This is a genomic window from Sphingomonas sp. BK069 (genome assembly GCF_014193405.1).
GTDB lineage: Bacteria > Pseudomonadota > Alphaproteobacteria > Sphingomonadales > Sphingomonadaceae > Sphingomonas.
Genome location: NZ_JACHZH010000006.1, coordinates 79433 through 94443 on the forward strand (window position 1 = coordinate 79433; position 15011 = coordinate 94443).

The 15011-nt window shown below is 69.8% G+C and carries 18 protein-coding genes; 9 read left to right on the plus strand and 9 right to left on the minus strand.

Annotation, left to right across the window (positions count from 1 at the left end; all coding sequences use genetic code 11):
* The first annotated feature begins 93 nt into the window (after positions 1–93).
* Positions 94–507 (plus strand): VOC family protein, encoded by a 414-nt coding sequence (locus FHY02_RS17285; RefSeq protein WP_183924520.1) that lies wholly within the window; start codon positions 94–96, stop codon positions 505–507.
* 30 nt (positions 508–537) lie between these two features.
* Here FHY02_RS17285 and FHY02_RS17290 read toward each other — a convergent pair whose 3' ends face one another.
* The 3 genes from FHY02_RS17290 to FHY02_RS17300 form a co-directional block, all read right to left on the minus strand.
* Entirely contained in the window at positions 538–1131 is a 594-nt protein-coding gene (locus FHY02_RS17290; protein ID WP_183924522.1) for a cysteine hydrolase family protein, read from the minus strand.
* Positions 1124–1555 (minus strand): hypothetical protein, encoded by a 432-nt coding sequence (locus FHY02_RS17295; protein WP_183924524.1) that lies wholly within the window; start codon positions 1553–1555, stop codon positions 1124–1126. The genes FHY02_RS17290 and FHY02_RS17295 overlap by 8 nt, the downstream gene beginning before the upstream one ends.
* A 122-nt stretch (positions 1556–1677) precedes the next feature.
* A complete protein-coding gene (locus FHY02_RS17300; RefSeq protein ID WP_183924526.1) occupies positions 1678–2775 on the minus strand; it encodes a CAP domain-containing protein in 1098 nt (365 codons plus the stop codon).
* A 215-nt stretch (positions 2776–2990) separates the two neighbouring features.
* On the opposite strand from FHY02_RS17300, the gene FHY02_RS17305 reads away from it, so the two are divergent.
* Positions 2991–3329: a P-II family nitrogen regulator gene (locus FHY02_RS17305; RefSeq protein WP_132910351.1), complete on the plus strand. Its 339-nt coding sequence runs from the start codon at positions 2991–2993 to the stop codon at positions 3327–3329.
* Positions 3330–3421: 92 nt separating this feature from the next.
* Positions 3422–4834 (plus strand): type I glutamate--ammonia ligase, encoded by a 1413-nt coding sequence (gene glnA, locus FHY02_RS17310; protein WP_183924528.1) that lies wholly within the window; start codon positions 3422–3424, stop codon positions 4832–4834.
* 210 nt (positions 4835–5044) lie between these two features.
* On the opposite strand, the gene FHY02_RS17315 is transcribed toward glnA, so the two are convergent.
* From FHY02_RS17315 to FHY02_RS17325, 3 genes are all read right to left on the minus strand, one after another.
* On the minus strand, positions 5045–5548 hold the full coding sequence (locus FHY02_RS17315; protein ID WP_183924530.1) for a pyridoxamine 5'-phosphate oxidase family protein: 504 nt from the start codon (positions 5546–5548) through the stop codon (positions 5045–5047).
* Between the two features lie 263 nt (positions 5549–5811).
* Entirely contained in the window at positions 5812–6426 is a 615-nt protein-coding gene (gene rpsD / locus FHY02_RS17320; RefSeq protein WP_183924538.1) for a 30S ribosomal protein S4, read from the minus strand.
* 168 nt (positions 6427–6594) lie between these two features.
* Positions 6595–6894, minus strand: coding sequence for a DUF1244 domain-containing protein (locus FHY02_RS17325; RefSeq protein ID WP_409314215.1), 300 nt, complete (start codon positions 6892–6894; stop codon positions 6595–6597).
* Between the two features lie 68 nt (positions 6895–6962).
* Between FHY02_RS17325 and pyk the strand changes: the two genes are divergently transcribed.
* Together pyk and FHY02_RS17335 are read left to right on the plus strand one after the other, a co-directional pair.
* The gene (gene pyk / locus FHY02_RS17330) at positions 6963–8438 is read left to right on the plus strand and encodes a pyruvate kinase (protein ID WP_183924542.1); all 1476 of its coding nucleotides are present in this window, start codon (positions 6963–6965) and stop codon (positions 8436–8438) included.
* A gap of 98 nt (positions 8439–8536) precedes the next feature.
* A complete protein-coding gene (locus FHY02_RS17335) occupies positions 8537–8719 on the plus strand; it encodes a hypothetical protein (RefSeq protein ID WP_183924544.1) in 183 nt (60 codons plus the stop codon).
* Between the two features lie 157 nt (positions 8720–8876).
* On the opposite strand, the gene FHY02_RS17340 is transcribed toward FHY02_RS17335, so the two are convergent.
* On the minus strand, positions 8877–9998 hold the full coding sequence (locus FHY02_RS17340; protein ID WP_183924546.1) for a carboxypeptidase family protein: 1122 nt from the start codon (positions 9996–9998) through the stop codon (positions 8877–8879).
* Complete coding sequence (locus tag FHY02_RS17345) at positions 9995–10606, minus strand: hypothetical protein (RefSeq protein ID WP_183924548.1); 612 nt, start codon at positions 10604–10606, stop codon at positions 9995–9997. The genes FHY02_RS17340 and FHY02_RS17345 overlap by 4 nt, the downstream gene beginning before the upstream one ends.
* Before the next feature lie 377 nt (positions 10607–10983).
* On the opposite strand from FHY02_RS17345, the gene ykgO reads away from it, so the two are divergent.
* The 4 genes from ykgO (at position 10984) to FHY02_RS17365 (ending at position 13097) form a co-directional block, all read left to right on the plus strand.
* Positions 10984–11109: a type B 50S ribosomal protein L36 gene (ykgO, locus tag FHY02_RS17350; RefSeq protein WP_003046794.1), complete on the plus strand. Its 126-nt coding sequence runs from the start codon at positions 10984–10986 to the stop codon at positions 11107–11109.
* 8 nt (positions 11110–11117) lie between these two features.
* Positions 11118–11744, plus strand: a complete 627-nt coding sequence (locus tag FHY02_RS17355) for an HAD family phosphatase (protein ID WP_183924550.1) — start codon at positions 11118–11120, stop codon at positions 11742–11744.
* A gap of 2 nt (positions 11745–11746) precedes the next feature.
* Positions 11747–12658 (plus strand): EamA family transporter, encoded by a 912-nt coding sequence (locus tag FHY02_RS17360; protein ID WP_183924552.1) that lies wholly within the window; start codon positions 11747–11749, stop codon positions 12656–12658.
* Positions 12659–12722: 64 nt separating this feature from the next.
* On the plus strand, positions 12723–13097 hold the full coding sequence (locus FHY02_RS17365; protein ID WP_183924554.1) for a DUF4440 domain-containing protein: 375 nt from the start codon (positions 12723–12725) through the stop codon (positions 13095–13097).
* A gap of 193 nt (positions 13098–13290) precedes the next feature.
* Here FHY02_RS17365 and FHY02_RS17370 read toward each other — a convergent pair whose 3' ends face one another.
* A complete protein-coding gene (locus FHY02_RS17370) occupies positions 13291–14754 on the minus strand; it encodes an ATP-binding protein (protein ID WP_183924556.1) in 1464 nt (487 codons plus the stop codon).
* Between the last annotated feature and the right edge of the window lie 257 nt (positions 14755–15011).

Genomic DNA, 15011 nt, shown 5'->3' on the forward strand with positions numbered 1-15011 from the left:
AGCGGGGCGGAATAGAGTGAGGCGGATCGCCGCGGTCGGGCTGGTCGTTGAGCGTAGCGGCGGCGCCTGAGCGCCGCACCACGGGAGACGATGATGCCGCAGCTCAACGGGGTGCTCGAGACCGCGCTGTATGTCGACGACAAGGCGCGCTCGATCGCCTTCTTCCGCGACGTGCTGGGGCTGACGATCCTGCGCGACGAGGAGCGGCTCACCGCGTTCGACGCCGGCGGCGGCAGCGTGCTGCTGATCTTCGCGCGTGGCGAGTCGACCGCGGGCGAGGACACGCCACAGGGGCATATCCCCGGGCACGACGGCGCCGGTCCGCTCCACATGGCGTTCAAGACCGCGGCTGAGGATTATGACGCCTGGCGCAATCATCTGCGGGCGAACGGGGTGGGCGAGCTCAGCGAGATCCACTGGCCCGCGGGCGGGCGCAGCGTCTATTTCAACGATCCCGACGGCCATGTGCTCGAGATCGCCACGCCGGGGCTGTGGCCGAACTATTGAGCGGGTGATCTTCCGGGTGGCGGGCGCAGCTCAGGTGTCGGCCCGCGCCAACCACGTCTCCAAGCTCAGGTCGTCGCTCGCCGCGGTCTCCGCGCACATGCTCTTGCGCATCAGCTCCAAGGCCCAGTCGAGATGCTCTCTCCGCTCGCTCGCGACTGTGTCCTCGGGCACCCACAGGTCATAGTCGCGCATGTGCGCGTCGGCGGCGGTGAACAGCACGCAGATGTCCGCCGCGACCCCGGTCAGGATCAGCCGGCTCACGCCGAGCTGGGGCAGCAGCACCGGCAGGTTGGTCGCGTAGAAGCCGGAGAACTGCGGCTTCACCACGAAATAGTCGCGCTCGCGCGGGCGGAGCGCGTCGATCAGCGCGGCGCCGCGGCTGCCCTCGCGACGGCAATGGTCGACGATGCTCGATCGCTCGGCGTGCCAGCGCCCGAAATTGTCGTTGACGTAGATCACCGGCACGTCGGCCGCGTCGGCGCGGTCGCGCAGCGCGCGGATGCGGTCCGCCGCCGCGATGGCCGCGGGAGCGAGCTGCTCGCCGCCATCGAAGTCGAGGTCGTTGATCATGTCGATGATCAACAGCGCAGTGGCGCCGGGCGTCGGCTCGGTGGCGTCAGCCATGCCGAGCGCTCTCGGCTACTGATGCGGGTGCGGGTGACAGCGGCCTCATCGCGACGAGCAGCGCGCGGACGGCATCGACGATCTGATAGGAGGCAAAAGGTGCGAGCAGGCACGGGCGCGCAGCGAGATGCGGCGGCGGTGCCATCCCCGCCTCGCCGATGAGCAGCAGCGGCACGCCGCCGGCGTCGAGCGCGTCGAGCAGCGGCAGCGCGCTTCCATCGCTCAGCCGCAGGTTGACGATCGCGGCGGCCGGGCGCTCGCGCAGGTTGGCGAGCAGCGCCAGCCCCTCCGTCACAGAGCGCACCGGCCCGAGCAGCTGCGCCCCGGCGTCGTGGAGCGCGTGGCGGAGATAGTCGGCGCGGAACGGCTCGGCCTCGGCGAGCAGGAGCAACGGCCGTGCGGGCAGGGAAGCGTCCGGAAACATGCGCGCAACCTGACACGCGCGTCGCGGCTTCGCGTTGATCTGGAGTGGTTCCGGTTGATTTAGCCAGGGACGTGCCCGGCATGAGCCGGGCGAATGCCCGTCGCGGCAGGTCGGGTGCCCGGCTACGGCACGATCCGGAAGGTGTAGCTGTAGCTCTGCGGCTGGCCGCGCACCGTCACGCCGTCGATCGTCACGGTGTAGGTCACGCCGTTGGCCAGCCCCGCGACCGCGAACTGGATGTTGTTGGGCACGCCGTAGCCGGTGTTGTCGAAGCTGATGTTCGACACCGTCAGCGCCGTGTCGCCGTTCGCCACCCGTATCGTCGCCTTGGAGAAATCGACCTGCGCGTTGGCGCCGCCGCGCCGCGTCGCGTCGGCGATCACCGAGAAGGATAGCAGCGCGGCGGGGTCGAAGTAGCGCGCCGGATAGTCGCCGTAGGGATAGGCCACGTACGGCGGCAGCCCGCCCGGCGCCGTGACCCCGCCGGTGAACGACACCACCTTCATCGCCGCCGCGTCGGTGCGGCTGCCGTCCGCGAGCACCTGCGCGACGCGGCCGTAGCTGATCTTGCCCAGAAAGGGATCGAGCATCCAGCGGCGATGGCCGACGTTGTTGGCGACCAGGTTGGTCGTCTCGGTGAGCCACCCGCCGAGATACATGTCCTCGGTATAGTAGGCGAGATAAGGCGAGATCAGGCCGCCGTAGAGGTTGCTCGTTCCCGCGCCGGTCGAGCCGGTATCGGTGTAGCATTTCCAGTCGGCCGGCGGCGTGTGGGTGAGCTGGCCGTTGGCCGCCATCATCAGCGCCGCCTGGGTCGCCTGCTCGTCGTCGGCGCTGGAATAGGTCACCGCGGGCAGGCGGTGGAGCGCGCGGATCGCATTGAGCCGCGCGAGCACGTCGGCGCGCACGCTGTCGGCCAGAACACCGGCGCGGCAATCGGGCACGTCGGGTTGGCTGGTGAAGAGCGCGGCGGCGCGTGCCGCCCAGCTGCCGGTCGGCGCGGGGGAGGCGGGATCGGCAGCGACCGGCGTGGGGGTGGGGGTGGGCTGCGGCGTCTGGCTCGGCGTCGGCGAGGGAGCGGGTGCGGTGGCCGGCGTCACCACGACCGCGGCGGGGGTGTTCGCCGTGCTGCTGCCACCGTCGCCACCACCCCCGCAGCCGCCGAGCAGCAGCAAGAGCGACGACACGCCGAAGATCCAGGACAACCGGAAGTTACGCATGTCGCCCCTTATCCCCCTGCCGCTTAACAAATTGGCCTGCGTCGGGTTGCTCAAAGCGGTGGCAGTCGGCGGGTGTTTGCCCGTTTTTCGGGCAGGCGCGCCGACGGCCCGGTCGGTCGCCGCACTGGGTTGCCCTGAGCGTCCGCGGCTGGCACGGTCGGTGCAAGGTACCTCGCGGGGTATCGGTCTTTCATCCGAGGTGGGGCGTCAATCGCGTGAAGAAGATCGAGGCGATCATCAAGCCGTTCAAGCTGGATGAGGTGAAGGAGGCGCTGCACGAGATCGGCGTCAGCGGCATCACCGTGACCGAGGCCAAAGGCTTCGGGCGGCAGAAGGGCCATACCGAGCTGTATCGCGGCGCAGAATATGTCGTCGACTTCCTGCCCAAGGTGAAGCTTGAGGTGGTCGTCGAGGACGGACTCGCCGAGCGCGTGGTCGAGGCGATCGCCGCCGCGGCGCAGACCGGCCGGATCGGTGACGGCAAGATCTTCGTGATTCCGGTGGAGACCGCGCTGCGCATCCGCACCGGCGAGCGCGACAACGACGCGATCTGACATCCCATCGCCCCGGCCGCACGCCGGGGCGTCCCTGTTACCGCGTGCCCCGGCAACGTTCGGGGAGCGCACCTGCGAGAGAGAGAAGCATCATGGCGAACACGGCCGCAGACGTTCTGCAGAAGATCAAGGACGAGGAGATCGAGTGGGTCGATCTGCGCTTCACCGATCCCAAGGGCAAGTGGCAGCACCTCACCATGGTCGCTTCGGTCATGGGCGAGGACGAGTGGACCGACGGCCTGATGTTCGACGGTTCCTCGATCGCCGGCTGGAAGGCGATCAACGAGTCGGACATGATTCTCAAGCCCGACCTCGACGCGGTCTACACCGATCCTTTCTCGGCGACGCCGATGCTGATCGTGTTCTGCGACATCGTCGAGCCGTCGACCGGCGAGGGCTATAGCCGCGACCCGCGCACCACCGCCAAGCGCGCCGAGGCCTATGTCGCCACCACCGGGATTGGCGACACGGTCTATGTCGGCCCCGAGGCCGAGTTCTTCATGTTCGACGACGTCCGCTTTGAGAACAGCTACAACACCAGCTACTTCAAGATCGATGACATCGAGCTGCCGACCAACACCGGCCGCGAATATGAGGGCGGCAATCTCGCGCACCGCCCGCGCGCCAAAGGCGGCTATTTCCCGGTCGCGCCGGTCGACTCGGCGGTCGACATCCGCGGCGAGATGGTCTCGACCATGATCGAGATGGGCCTGCCGTGCGACAAGCACCACCACGAGGTGGCGGCGGCGCAGCACGAGCTGGGCCTGACGTTCGGCACGCTGACCACCACCGCCGATCGCATGCAGATCTACAAGTACGTCGTGCACCAGGTCGCGCATGCCTATGGCAAGTCGGCCACCTTCATGCCCAAGCCGATCAAGGAAGATAACGGCTCGGGCATGCACACCCACTTCTCGATCTGGAACGGCAAGGAGCCGCTCTTCGCGGGCAACGGCTATGCCGGCCTGTCCGACACCTGCCTCTATTTCATCGGCGGGATCATCAAGCACGCCAAGGCGATCAACGCCTTCACCAACCCGACCACCAACAGCTACAAGCGGCTGGTGCCGGGTTACGAGGCCCCGGTGCTGCTCGCCTATTCGGCGCGCAACCGCTCGGCCTCGTGCCGCATCCCCTACGGCACCGGTCCGAAGAGCAAGCGCGTCGAGGTCCGCTTCCCCGACGCGATGGCGAACCCGTACCTGGCCTATGCCGCGCTGCTGATGGCGGGTCTCGACGGGATCCAGAACAAGATCCATCCCGGCGAGGCGATGGACAAGAACCTGTACGACCTGCCGCCGGCCGAGCTGGCGCAGGTGCCGACGGTCTGCGCGTCGCTGCGCGAGGCGCTCGACTCGCTGATGGCCGACCACGACTTCCTGCTGAAGGGCGACGTGTTCACCAAGGATCAGATCGAGGCCTATGTCGAGCTGCAGTGGCAGGACGTGGCGCGCTGGGAGATGACCCCGAGCCCGGTCGAGTACGACATGTACTACAGCGCGTAAGTCGCGCCGAGCGGCTGACGCGAGAAGGGCGCCCGGTGCGAACCGGGCGCCCCTTTTGCTTAGATAGGCTCCTCCCCGCTCGTGGGGAGGGGGACCACTCGCGCCGCGAGTGGTGGAGGGGGCCGCCTCAAACGAGCCGCCCCATGGGGGGAGAGCCTCCTCCGTCAGCGCATCGCGCTGCCACCTGCCCGCGAGCGGGGAGGATTAGGGTCACGCCGGCGAGCTCTCCGCCGTCGTCGCCACCTTGGCGTGGCTGCCCGACTCGCTCGCCTTGATCGTCCCGCCGAACAGCATCTTCACGCGGCCCGAGAGCGAGATGTCGCTCTCCCACAGTTCGGCGCTGTCGATGTCGACGCGCAGCAGCGCCAGGTTGGGGTCCTCGCGGCCGCCCGGAAACCAGGCCTCGGCCTGCTTGTTCCAGAGCTTGTCGATCAGCACGGGATCGTTGTCGATGCGCGCCTCGCCGTCCATGCAGGCGAAGAAGTCGTGCCCCTTGGACACATATTGCGCCATCACGCGTCCGCCGCCGGCGAGCCGATTGTCCTTGCCGACGAAGAAGAACAGCGTGTCGACCTGATCCTTGTCGAGCTGCGCGGTGAGCGGCTCACTGTGCGACGAACCGTCCGCCGCGCCGACCATCACGAACGGGCTGTCCGCCATCCTCTGCCACAGGTCGTGCTTGAGCTTGGTCGGGTCGGTGTTGGCGTCCGCCATCTTGGGTCTCCTATCGATGTGGACGGAGAACGAGAGCGGGTCGGGTTGGTTGCGGGCAGGGCGGCCGCGCTAAGGTGGCGACGGCGTGCTCCTGCGCACGCAGGAGCCCAGAGCCACGAGCGCGACGCGTGCGGCCCTGGACTCCGGCGTTCGCCGGAGCAGATTACCCCAACGAAAAACCCCGGCACGCGGCCGGGGTCTTGGAGGAGAGCGACGGCTCTCCCGCGCCACCCCGGCAATACCGGGGCGACGGATGGGTCAGGTCAGCGCGAGTAGAACTCGACGACAAGGTTCGGCTCCATCTTCACCGGATAGGGCACCTCGTCCAGCGTCGGCACGCGAATGAAGGACACCTTCGCGGCGCCGTCGGGAGCGACATAGTCGGGCACCTCGCGCTCGGCGAGCTGCTGCGCCTCGAGCACCAGCGCCATCTCCTGCGCCTTGGTGCCGAGCGTGATCTCGTCGCCGACGTCACAGCGGCGCGACGCGATGTTGCACTTCACGCCGTTGACGCGGACGTGGCCGTGGCTGACCAGCTGGCGCGCGGCCCAGATCGTGGGCGCGAACTTGGCGCGGTACACGATTGCGTCGAGGCGGCGCTCGAGCAGGCCGATAAGGTTCTGCGAAGTGTCGCCCTTCATGCGCGACGCCTCCTCATAGGCGTGGCGGAACTGCTTCTCGGTGACGTCGCCGTAATAGCCCTTGAGCTTCTGCTTGGCGCGCAGCTGGATGCCGAAGTCCGACATCTTGCCCTTGCGACGCTGGCCGTGCTGGCCCGGGCCGTACTCGCGCTTGTTGACCGGGCTCTTCGGCCGGCCCCAGATGTTCTCGCCGAGACGACGGTCGAGCTTGTACTTGGCGCTGCTGCGCTTCGACATCAGATATTCCTAAGCAATGGCGTACAACGTTGGTCCCGGTCATCGCGCCGCGTGATCCACGAGGTGGAAAGCGCAGGCCCGCCGCTTCACCGGGGTGCGGGGGCGATTGCGAAGCGGCGCGGGTAGCGGGGCAGGGCCGCGGAGTCAAGCTGAACGCCCGCGCCACCGTCAGGCGTTGCGCGCGACGCTCTCCTTCATCCGCGCCAGCTGCTCCGGAGTCGCTTCCTGCTGGTGGCGGTCCTTCCATTCGGCGTAGGGCATGCCGTAGATCGTTTCGCGCGCGGCGTCCTTGGGCAGGCCGCCGGCCTCGCCGATCCAGTCGGACAGGCAGTTGCGGCAGAAGCCCGCCAGCCCCATCAGGTCGACGTTCTGCGCGTCGGTGCGGTGGCGCAGGTGGCGCACCAGGCGGCGGAAGGCCGCCGCGGCGGTCGCGTCGTCGAGCGTGTCGAGGGGGTCGCGCTGATCCATCTGCATCTCCGGATTTGATCCCGGCGCGTTAGTCGCTAAGGCGTCCGCGGCAAAGCAGGAAGGCGCATGTGACCGAGACATCCGATACGATCGCCCCGCGCTCGCGCAAGGTTCGCGTGCTCGCCACCCTAGGCCCGGCGAGCGACACGCCCGAGATGATCGCGACGCTGTTCCAGGCAGGAGCGGACGCGTTCCGCATCAACATGAGCCACGGCGACCAGGCCTCGAAGGCGCAGATCATCCGATCGATCCGCGCGCTGGAGGAGAAGTTCAACCGCCCCTCGACGATCCTCGCCGATCTCCAGGGGCCGAAGCTGCGCGTCGGCAAGTTCGCCGGCGGCCGCGTGATGCTGGAGCACGGCAGCACGTTCACGCTCGACCATGACCCGACGCCGGGCGACGCGACGCGCGTGCGACTGCCGCATCGCGAGATCTTCGCCGCGATCGAGCCGGGCGCGCGCCTGCTGCTCGACGACGGCAAGCTGGTGCTGCGCGTCACCGACCATGACGAGAACCGCATCGTCACCAACGTCGAGATCGGCGGCGCGCTGAGCGACAACAAGGGCCTCAACGTCCCCGACGTGGTGGTGCCGATGGCGGCGCTGACCGAGAAGGATCGCTCCGACCTGTCGTTCGCGCTGGAGCAGGGGGTCGACTGGATCGCACTGTCGTTCGTCCAGCGCCCCGAGGACCTCGCCGAGGCACGCAAGCTGATCCAGGGCGAGGCCGCGCTGCTCGCCAAGATCGAGAAGCCCGCCGCGATCGAGCGGCTCGAGGAGATCGTCGAGATGTGCGACGGCGTCATGGTCGCCCGCGGCGACCTCGGCGTCGAGCTGCCGCCGCAGTCGGTGCCGCCGCTGCAGAAGCGCATCGTCGAGACCGCGCGCCGGATGGGCCGACCGGTGGTGGTCGCGACGCAGATGCTTGAGTCGATGATCCAGAGCCCGTCCCCGACGCGCGCCGAGGTCTCCGACGTCGCCACCGCGATCTACGACGGCGCCGACGCGATCATGCTCTCGGCCGAGAGCGCGGCGGGCGCCTGGCCGGTCGAGTCGGTGGCGATGATGAACGCGATCGGCGACGCGGTGGAGCGCGACCCGATGCACGGCGACCGCATCCACTTCACCGTGACGCGGCCCGATCCCACCACCGCCGACGCGCTGGCGGAATCGGCCAAGAACATCGCCGCGACGGTGTCGGCGGCGGCGATCATCTGCTTCACCAGCTCGGGTTCGACCGCGCGCCGGATCGCGCGCGAGCGGCCCTCGGTGCCGATCCTGGTGCTCACCCCCAACCGCGAGACCGCGCGGCGGCTCGGGCTGCTATGGGGCACGCACAATGTGGTGACGCGCGACGTCGAGTCGTTCGAGGAGATGGTGGCCAAGGCGAAGCGGATCGCGCTGCGCCAGGGTATCGCCCAGGCGGGTGACCGCGTGATCGTGATGGCGGGCGTGCCGTTCCGCACCCCCGGCTCGACCAACGTGCTCCACGTGGTGCGCATCATCGGCGACGAGTTGAAGGACTATCGCGCGCAGGGCGAGTGAGGCGCGCGGCCTGATCCGTCGCCACGATCCGCGTCCGAAAGTGACGCGGATCGAGCGGCGGCGGTAATTTGGTCCCGTCGCTCCCGGATCGATCGCGCATGAAGCGCGCGAACGGGGCGGGGGCAACGACGTCACGCGCGGCGACGCACGAGCGCGTACGCAACGAATTGGCGCGAGCGCGCCGCACCGTCGCGATGGCGATCGATCCGGTCTCCGCCGGCTCGCCGCGCCGCTATATCGGCGAGCGCGAAGGCGAGCTGCACCGCCGCGCGGTGTGGTGAGGGCCGTTTGACGATCCTCCCCGCACGGCGGGGAGGGGGACCGCTCGCGAAGCGAGTGGTGGAGGGGGCTCTCCCCGCAGTGCAGCGCCTGCGGAAGCCCCCCTCCACCATGCTGCGCATGGTCCCCCTCCCCGCAAGCGGGGAGGATTAACTTCCCTCACAGCTCGTCGATCATCTCCGCGACCACCTCGAGGCACGAGACGCCCAGCCGGCGGCTGCGCTCGGGGCTCCAGCCGAACGCGGCGTCGGGGTTGGGGTCGTGGTCCTTGAACGGCATCTCCAGCGTCACCGACACCGCGCCGAAGCGCTCGGCGAGCTGGTTGGTCGACATCGACAGATTGGCCTTGCCCGGCGCCGAGCGCTCATAGCCCAGCTCGGTCTGGAAATCGCGGCTGTGCGCCGCCAGCCGCCGGCCGAAGTCGTAGAATTTGGCGCCATGCGCGTCGGTCCAGGAGGGGATGCCCTCGAAGCCCGCGATGAAGTTCGCCGGGATCGCCTCGTCGCCGTGGACGTCCATCGCGAAGGTCACGCCGGTGCGGTCCATCTCGCGCAGCACGCACAGCACCTCGGGACTGCGCTCGGGCGACGGCGCATGCCACTCGCGATTGAGGTTCACCCCCGCCGCGTTGGTGCGCAGATGGCCGCGGCGCGTGCCGTCGGGGTTCATGTTGGGCACGACATGGACCGTCGCCGCCGCCAGCAGCGGTGCCGCGGCGTCGCTGGTGAGCCAGTCGAGCGCGCCCTCCATCCAATATTCGGTCATCGACTCGCCGGGGTGCTGGCGGCCATACAGCCACACCTGCTTGGCACCGCCGCCGACGCGGAGATAATCGATCGCCTGGCCGTCGAGCGTCTGTCCCAGCTCCCGATGAGTCACACCTGGCCGCGCCGCGATCCGCGCCACCAGCCGCGCGTGCATCTCCATCGTGAACGGCGCGAAATAGGCGAACCAGGCGAGGTCGCCGGTGCCGGTCCAGTCGAAGGTGAGCACGCCGCCGTCGTAGCGCGTGTCGATCATGCGCCACCCCGCCAAGTCGGTCGAGGCGCGGGTGCGATAGCCCGGCCAGCCGAACGGATAGGCTGACTGGCCGGCGTTGACGATGCGGAACGTCACCCGCCTGCCGCGCAGCCCGGCGGCGCGGAAGAAGAACCATTGGTAGAAGTCGGATTGGTGATCGCGGACGATCTCGAGATCGCAGGTCCAGTCGTCGCCCTCGCCGCGGAGCTCGACCACGCGGATGTTGCCGCCATCGAAGGCGGCGTTGATCTGTAGCGTCATTTCACCTCGACCGTGCGCCCGGACTCGCCGGGGAAATCCTTGAACAAAGCGGCGGCGAGCCGCGCCGCCACGGCGTTGGCGTCGGCGTCGGCGTCGGCGTCGGGCGCGCTGGTGTCGGTGAGCGACTGCGCCTGGCCCTCCCAGATCGCGTTGGGACCGCGCCGCAGCCGCACCGCCAGCTCGGTTACCACGCCGATGCGCTCGCGCGCCTTGCCCAGAGGGAAGCTGACCCCGCCGCCCAGTCCGGTGCCACCGCGCCGCCCGCCCGAGAAGCCGCCCCCGCCCAGCCCGATCTGCACCGGCGAGCTGCGCGGCGGCAGCGGCCGGTCGGTTCGGGTGAAGCCCACGGTGGCGATATACTGCGCGGCGGTGCCGGGCGCGGGGCTGGTGAAGCCGTTGCGCAGCAGCTCGGCCTCCACCGCGGCAGCGTAGGTCTTGTACTCGAGACTGGGCGAGCCCGCGCCCTGGAGCGGCTCGACGCTGACGGTGCCGCGCTCGGCCACGGCGTCATAGTGGAAGCGGGTCGCCTCGACCGGGAAGCGCTGCGGCCCGGTGGCGCAGGCGGCCAGCGGCGCGGCGGCGAGAAGGACGAGGACGACACGACGCATGACACATCCTTCGCGGAAACGATCGTTGCGCCATAGCAACGCCGCAGCGCGTCGCAAGCTCCGCGGGGGCGGGGAAAGGGACGGATCGCCGCAGCGGGTTCATCGCGGCAGGGGCGCTTCGAGACGAGGCTTCGACGAACGCAGCCTCTCCTCAGCGCGAACGGACGTGAGCGAACAGCGGGGCGATCTCAGCTGCACCGCGCGTCTCTTCGCCCGCCGCGCTCCTTCGCCGTTCATGCTGAGGAGCCACTGAGCTTGTCGAAGTGGTGTCTCGAAGCGCGCCCCCATCCGCCACTCTCCCCGACTCAGGTTGACTTTGCACCCCCTGCTCTCTAGGCGGCGCGCTTTCTCATTCTCTCGATAGAAGCGCCATCGCCATGAAGATCCGCAACAGCCTCAAGTCGCTCAAGGACCGCCACCGCGACAATCGCGTGATCCGTCGTCGCGGCCGCACCTACGTCATCAACAAGACCAACCGCCGCTTCAAGGCGCGCCAGGGCTGAGCCCTGACGTGACGTCGGCGGCCGGCGCCCCGACGTCGGTGATCTTCGACGTCGGGCACGTCCTCTACGACTGGGAGCCGCGTGCGCTCTACGGGCGCCTGTTCGACGACGAGCAGGCGCTCGACTCGTTCCTGCGCGACGTGGCGACGCGCGAGTGGCACTTCCAGCACGACGCCGGCCGGCCCTTCGCCGAGACCAGCGCCGAGCTCGCCGCGCTGCACCCGCGGCACGCCGAGATGATCGCCTTGTGGGGGCCGCGCTTCGGCGAGCAGATTCCCGGACCGATCCCGGGCATGCCGGCGCTGGTGGAGGAGCTCGACGCGCGCGGCGTGCCGCTGTTCGCGATCACCAATTTCTCGGGCGAGTTCTTCGCGCCGTTCCGCGCGCGCGAGGCGGCGCTGTTCGACCGCTTTCGCGACATCGTCGTTTCCGGCGACGAGCGCGTGGTGAAGCCTGACCCCGCGATCTTCTACCTCGCGCTGCGCCGCTTCGCGCGCACCGCCGACCAGGCCTTCTTCGTCGACGACAACGAAGCGAACGTCGCTGCCGCACGTGCGCTCGGTATCCGCTCGCACCTGTTCTCCGGCGCGGCCGCGCTGCGCGCCGAGCTGACCGCGCTCGACCTTCTCGGCTGAGCATGGCCGCGCCGGTCTCGGGCGCGGTGCCGCCGCGCCACCTGCTGCTCGCGCTCGCCGTGGTGGCGGTGTGGGGCACCAACTTCGTCGTGATCCGCGCCGCGCTCGACGTGCTGCCGCCGCTCGCCTTCGCCGCCTGCCGCTTCGCGCTCGCCTTCCTGCCCGCGCTGGTCGTGCCGCGCCCCAAGGTGAAGTGGCGCTCGCTCGCCGCTTACGGCCTGCTGATCGGCGCCGGGCAGTTCGGGCTGCTGTTCCTCGCGATGGACGGCTGGATCTCGCCCGGTCTGGCGAGCCTGGTGGTGCAGAGCCAGGTGTTCTTCACCATCGGCCTCGCGATCGTGCTGAGCGGCGAGCGCGTCCGCTCCTACCAGCTCGGCGCGCTGGTGCTGGCGAGCGCGGGCATCCTCACCATCCTCGTCCACAACGACCGTGCCGCCACTCCGCTCGGCATAGCGCTGACGATCGCGGCGGCGATCAGCTGGGCCGGCGGTAACCAGGTCGCCAGGGCGAGCGGCACCACCGACATGCTGGGCTTCGTCGTCTGGTCGAGCGCCTTCGCGGTGCCGCCGCTGGTCGCCGCCGCGCTGCTGGTCGAGGGGGCGGCGCCGATCGCGGCGGCGGTGCAGCGCGCCGGCCCGGGCGTGTGGGCCGCGGTGGTATGGCAGGCGGTCGGCAACACCCTGTTCGGCTACGCGGCCTGGGGCTGGCTGCTGGCGCGCCATCCCGCCGCGACGATCACGCCGAGCGCGATGCTCGTGCCGGTGTTCGGGATGGGCACCTCGGCCTTGTTGCTGGGCGAGCCGCTGCCGGGGTGGAAACTGCTCGCCGCCGCTTTGGTGCTGGGCGGGCTGGCGCTCAACCTGCTGTGGCCGCGCGTCAGCGGCTATCCGTGGCGGCGCGGCGCGGCGGGCTGAGCCGCGACGGAACGATCCCGCGCCCGCCTCGCTTGGTGGCGGAACAGTCACGGGAGCAGGTAGCATGGAAGACGGTCGCGTGTGGGCGTTCGAGGAGAGCCTGTGGACCGCCGACGCGGAACACTATCGCGAGTCGATCGACGAATCGGCCCTGATGGTGGTGCCGCAGCCGCCCTATGTGCTGGAGAGCGAGGCGGCGGTGGAGGCGGTGAGCCGGACGCCGCGCTGGGACGCGGTGCGCTTCAGCGACCAACGTATCGTGCGCCCGCAGGAGGGGCTGATCGTCGTCGCCTACAAGGTCGAGGCGTCGAAGAGCGGCGGCGAGACCTATGTCGCGCACTGCACCTCGACCTATCGCCGGATCGAGCACGAGCGCTGGACCGTGGTGCAGCACCAGCAGACCCCGCCGCTGGTGGCGGAGGCGCAGCTGGAGGGGTGAGGCTGAGCTAAATTCTCCCGGAGGGGGAGGGGGACCGCCCGGCGCAGCCGGGTGGTGGAGGGGTGTCGCCGGCGGAGAGCCGATCGAGCCTCGCGGATGTTGTCACCCCTCCGTCAGGCCTGCGGCCTGCCACCTCCCCTTTCAGGGAAGGATCTAGAGGGCTCTCCGCACACGACCACGCCCCTGAGTCTCCCTAAGCCGCCTCTGCCGCCCCGGTCGTCCATCCCAGATGCGGGATCGTGATCGAGCGCTTGCCCGCCATGTCGGTGCGGGTGACGAACAGGTCGCGACTCTCGATATAGCCGATCAGCCGCTTCACCCGCCCGAGCGAGCTCGTCCCATAGGTGTGCGCGATCGCCTCGTCCGATGGGCATGGCTCGCCGTCGCGCGCCGCCTTGGCGACCAGCAGGAAGGCGCCGAGCATGTCGTCGGGCAGCCCCTGCGCCAACGCCAGCGCGCTCGCCCATTCCTCGGCGTGCGGGGTGAAGATGCCCGCGCGCGCGCATGACAGCCGGCGGCTGAAGGCGGGCAGGTCGAGCGCGGGGCGCGCCACGCCCGTCATCCGGCAGCGCACCTGAAAGTCCTGGAACAGCACCGCGGCGGGCCGCCCCGCGCTCTCCGCGTCGGCGACGATCGCGCGCAGCACCTCGGCGTAGATCGCCTCGACCTCCTCCTCGGAGCGGTCGGGCAATGCGGGCGCGGGCACGCCCGGCGCCGGCGGCGCGGCGAGGTCGGCGAGCAGCTCCTCGCTCGGCACGCGGCGCGGGCGCGGATCGAACGACAGCGGCAGCGACGGCGCCGCCTCGGGGGTGACGTCGAGCAGCGCCTGGACGTCGACGCTGTCCGCCTTGGGCAGCGGCACCAGCTTGGGGCTGCCGCTGCGCGCCTGCGTCTCCACCGCGCCGATCTTCACCGTCAGCGGGCGGCGCGACACCGCCGGACCGAGCGCCAGGAAGGTGCCACGCGCGAGGTCGCGGATCACGTCGGCCTGGCGCCGCTCCATGCCGAGCAGGTCCGCCGCGCGCGCCATGTCGATATCGAGGAAGGTGCGCCCCATCAGGAAGTTGCTCGCCTCGGCCGCGACGTTCTTGGCGAGCTTGGCGAGCCGCTGCGTCGCGATCACTCCGGCCAGCCCGCGCTTGCGGCCGCGGCACATCAGGTTGGTCATCGCCGAGAGCGAGGCGCGGCGCACGTCCTCCGCGACCTCGCCCCCAGTGGTGGGGGCGAACAGCTGCGCCTCGTCCACCACCACCAGTGCGGGATACCAATGCTCGCGCGGCGCGTCGAACAACGCGCCGAGGAAGCCCGCGGCGCAGCGCATCTGTCCCTCTGCCTCCAGCCCCTCCAGGCTGAGCACGACGCTGGCGCGATGCTCGCGCAGCCGCGCGGCGATGCGCGCGATCTCGCGCTCGGCATAGTCCGCGCCCTCGATCACGACATGGCCGTAGCGCTCGGAGAGGGTGACGAAATCGCCCTCGGGATCGATCACCACCTGCTGCACCTGCCCGGCCGAGCCCTCGAGCAGGCGGCGCAGCAGGTGCGACTTGCCCGAGCCCGAATTGCCCTGGACGAGCAAGCGGGTGGCGAGCAGTTCCTCGAGATCCATTGTCACGGGCGCGCCCGACGTATCGGTGCCCATGTCCACGCTGACGGTCATTGGCGTCGCCTGTGCCCGATGCGGCGGAGTCGGGGCAAGCGCGATGATGGGGAGAGGGGTGTCGCTCATGGTTCGCCGCCGCCTGCGAGCGAGCCCTTGCGCCACCCACCCTCCCGTCATCCCGGATTTGGTCCGGGATCCACTGTTCCGCACCTCCTGCAGGCGTTGTTCTCGCGGATGGGTGGACCCCGGAACAAGTCCGGGATGACGGACGAGGGGCGTCCGGCTTGTCGCAACGGGTCACGCCTCTGTTCTCT

What these genes read in the sequence shown, in the direction of transcription:
- FHY02_RS17285 (WP_183924520.1), top strand. Translation starts at nt 94, where the DNA reads ATGCCGCAGCTCAACGGGGTGCTCGAGACCGCGCTGTATGTCGACGAC.
- FHY02_RS17290 (WP_183924522.1), bottom strand. Translation starts at nt 1,131, where the DNA reads ATGGCTGACGCCACCGAGCCGACGCCCGGCGCCACTGCGCTGTTGATC.
- FHY02_RS17295 (WP_183924524.1), bottom strand. Translation starts at nt 1,555, where the DNA reads ATGTTTCCGGACGCTTCCCTGCCCGCACGGCCGTTGCTCCTGCTCGCC.
- FHY02_RS17300 (WP_183924526.1), bottom strand. Translation starts at nt 2,775, where the DNA reads ATGCGTAACTTCCGGTTGTCCTGGATCTTCGGCGTGTCGTCGCTCTTG.
- glnA (WP_183924528.1), top strand. Translation starts at nt 3,422, where the DNA reads ATGGCGAACACGGCCGCAGACGTTCTGCAGAAGATCAAGGACGAGGAG.
- FHY02_RS17315 (WP_183924530.1), bottom strand. Translation starts at nt 5,548, where the DNA reads ATGGCGGACGCCAACACCGACCCGACCAAGCTCAAGCACGACCTGTGG.
- rpsD (WP_183924538.1), bottom strand. Translation starts at nt 6,426, where the DNA reads ATGTCGAAGCGCAGCAGCGCCAAGTACAAGCTCGACCGTCGTCTCGGC.
- FHY02_RS17325 (WP_409314215.1), bottom strand. Translation starts at nt 6,894, where the DNA reads ATGGATCAGCGCGACCCCCTCGACACGCTCGACGACGCGACCGCCGCG.
- FHY02_RS17335 (WP_183924544.1), top strand. Translation starts at nt 8,537, where the DNA reads ATGAAGCGCGCGAACGGGGCGGGGGCAACGACGTCACGCGCGGCGACG.
- FHY02_RS17340 (WP_183924546.1), bottom strand. Translation starts at nt 9,998, where the DNA reads ATGACGCTACAGATCAACGCCGCCTTCGATGGCGGCAACATCCGCGTG.
- FHY02_RS17345 (WP_183924548.1), bottom strand. Translation starts at nt 10,606, where the DNA reads ATGCGTCGTGTCGTCCTCGTCCTTCTCGCCGCCGCGCCGCTGGCCGCC.
- ykgO (WP_003046794.1), top strand. Translation starts at nt 10,984, where the DNA reads ATGAAGATCCGCAACAGCCTCAAGTCGCTCAAGGACCGCCACCGCGAC.
- FHY02_RS17360 (WP_183924552.1), top strand. Translation starts at nt 11,747, where the DNA reads ATGGCCGCGCCGGTCTCGGGCGCGGTGCCGCCGCGCCACCTGCTGCTC.
- FHY02_RS17365 (WP_183924554.1), top strand. Translation starts at nt 12,723, where the DNA reads ATGGAAGACGGTCGCGTGTGGGCGTTCGAGGAGAGCCTGTGGACCGCC.
- FHY02_RS17370 (WP_183924556.1), bottom strand. Translation starts at nt 14,754, where the DNA reads ATGACCGTCAGCGTGGACATGGGCACCGATACGTCGGGCGCGCCCGTG.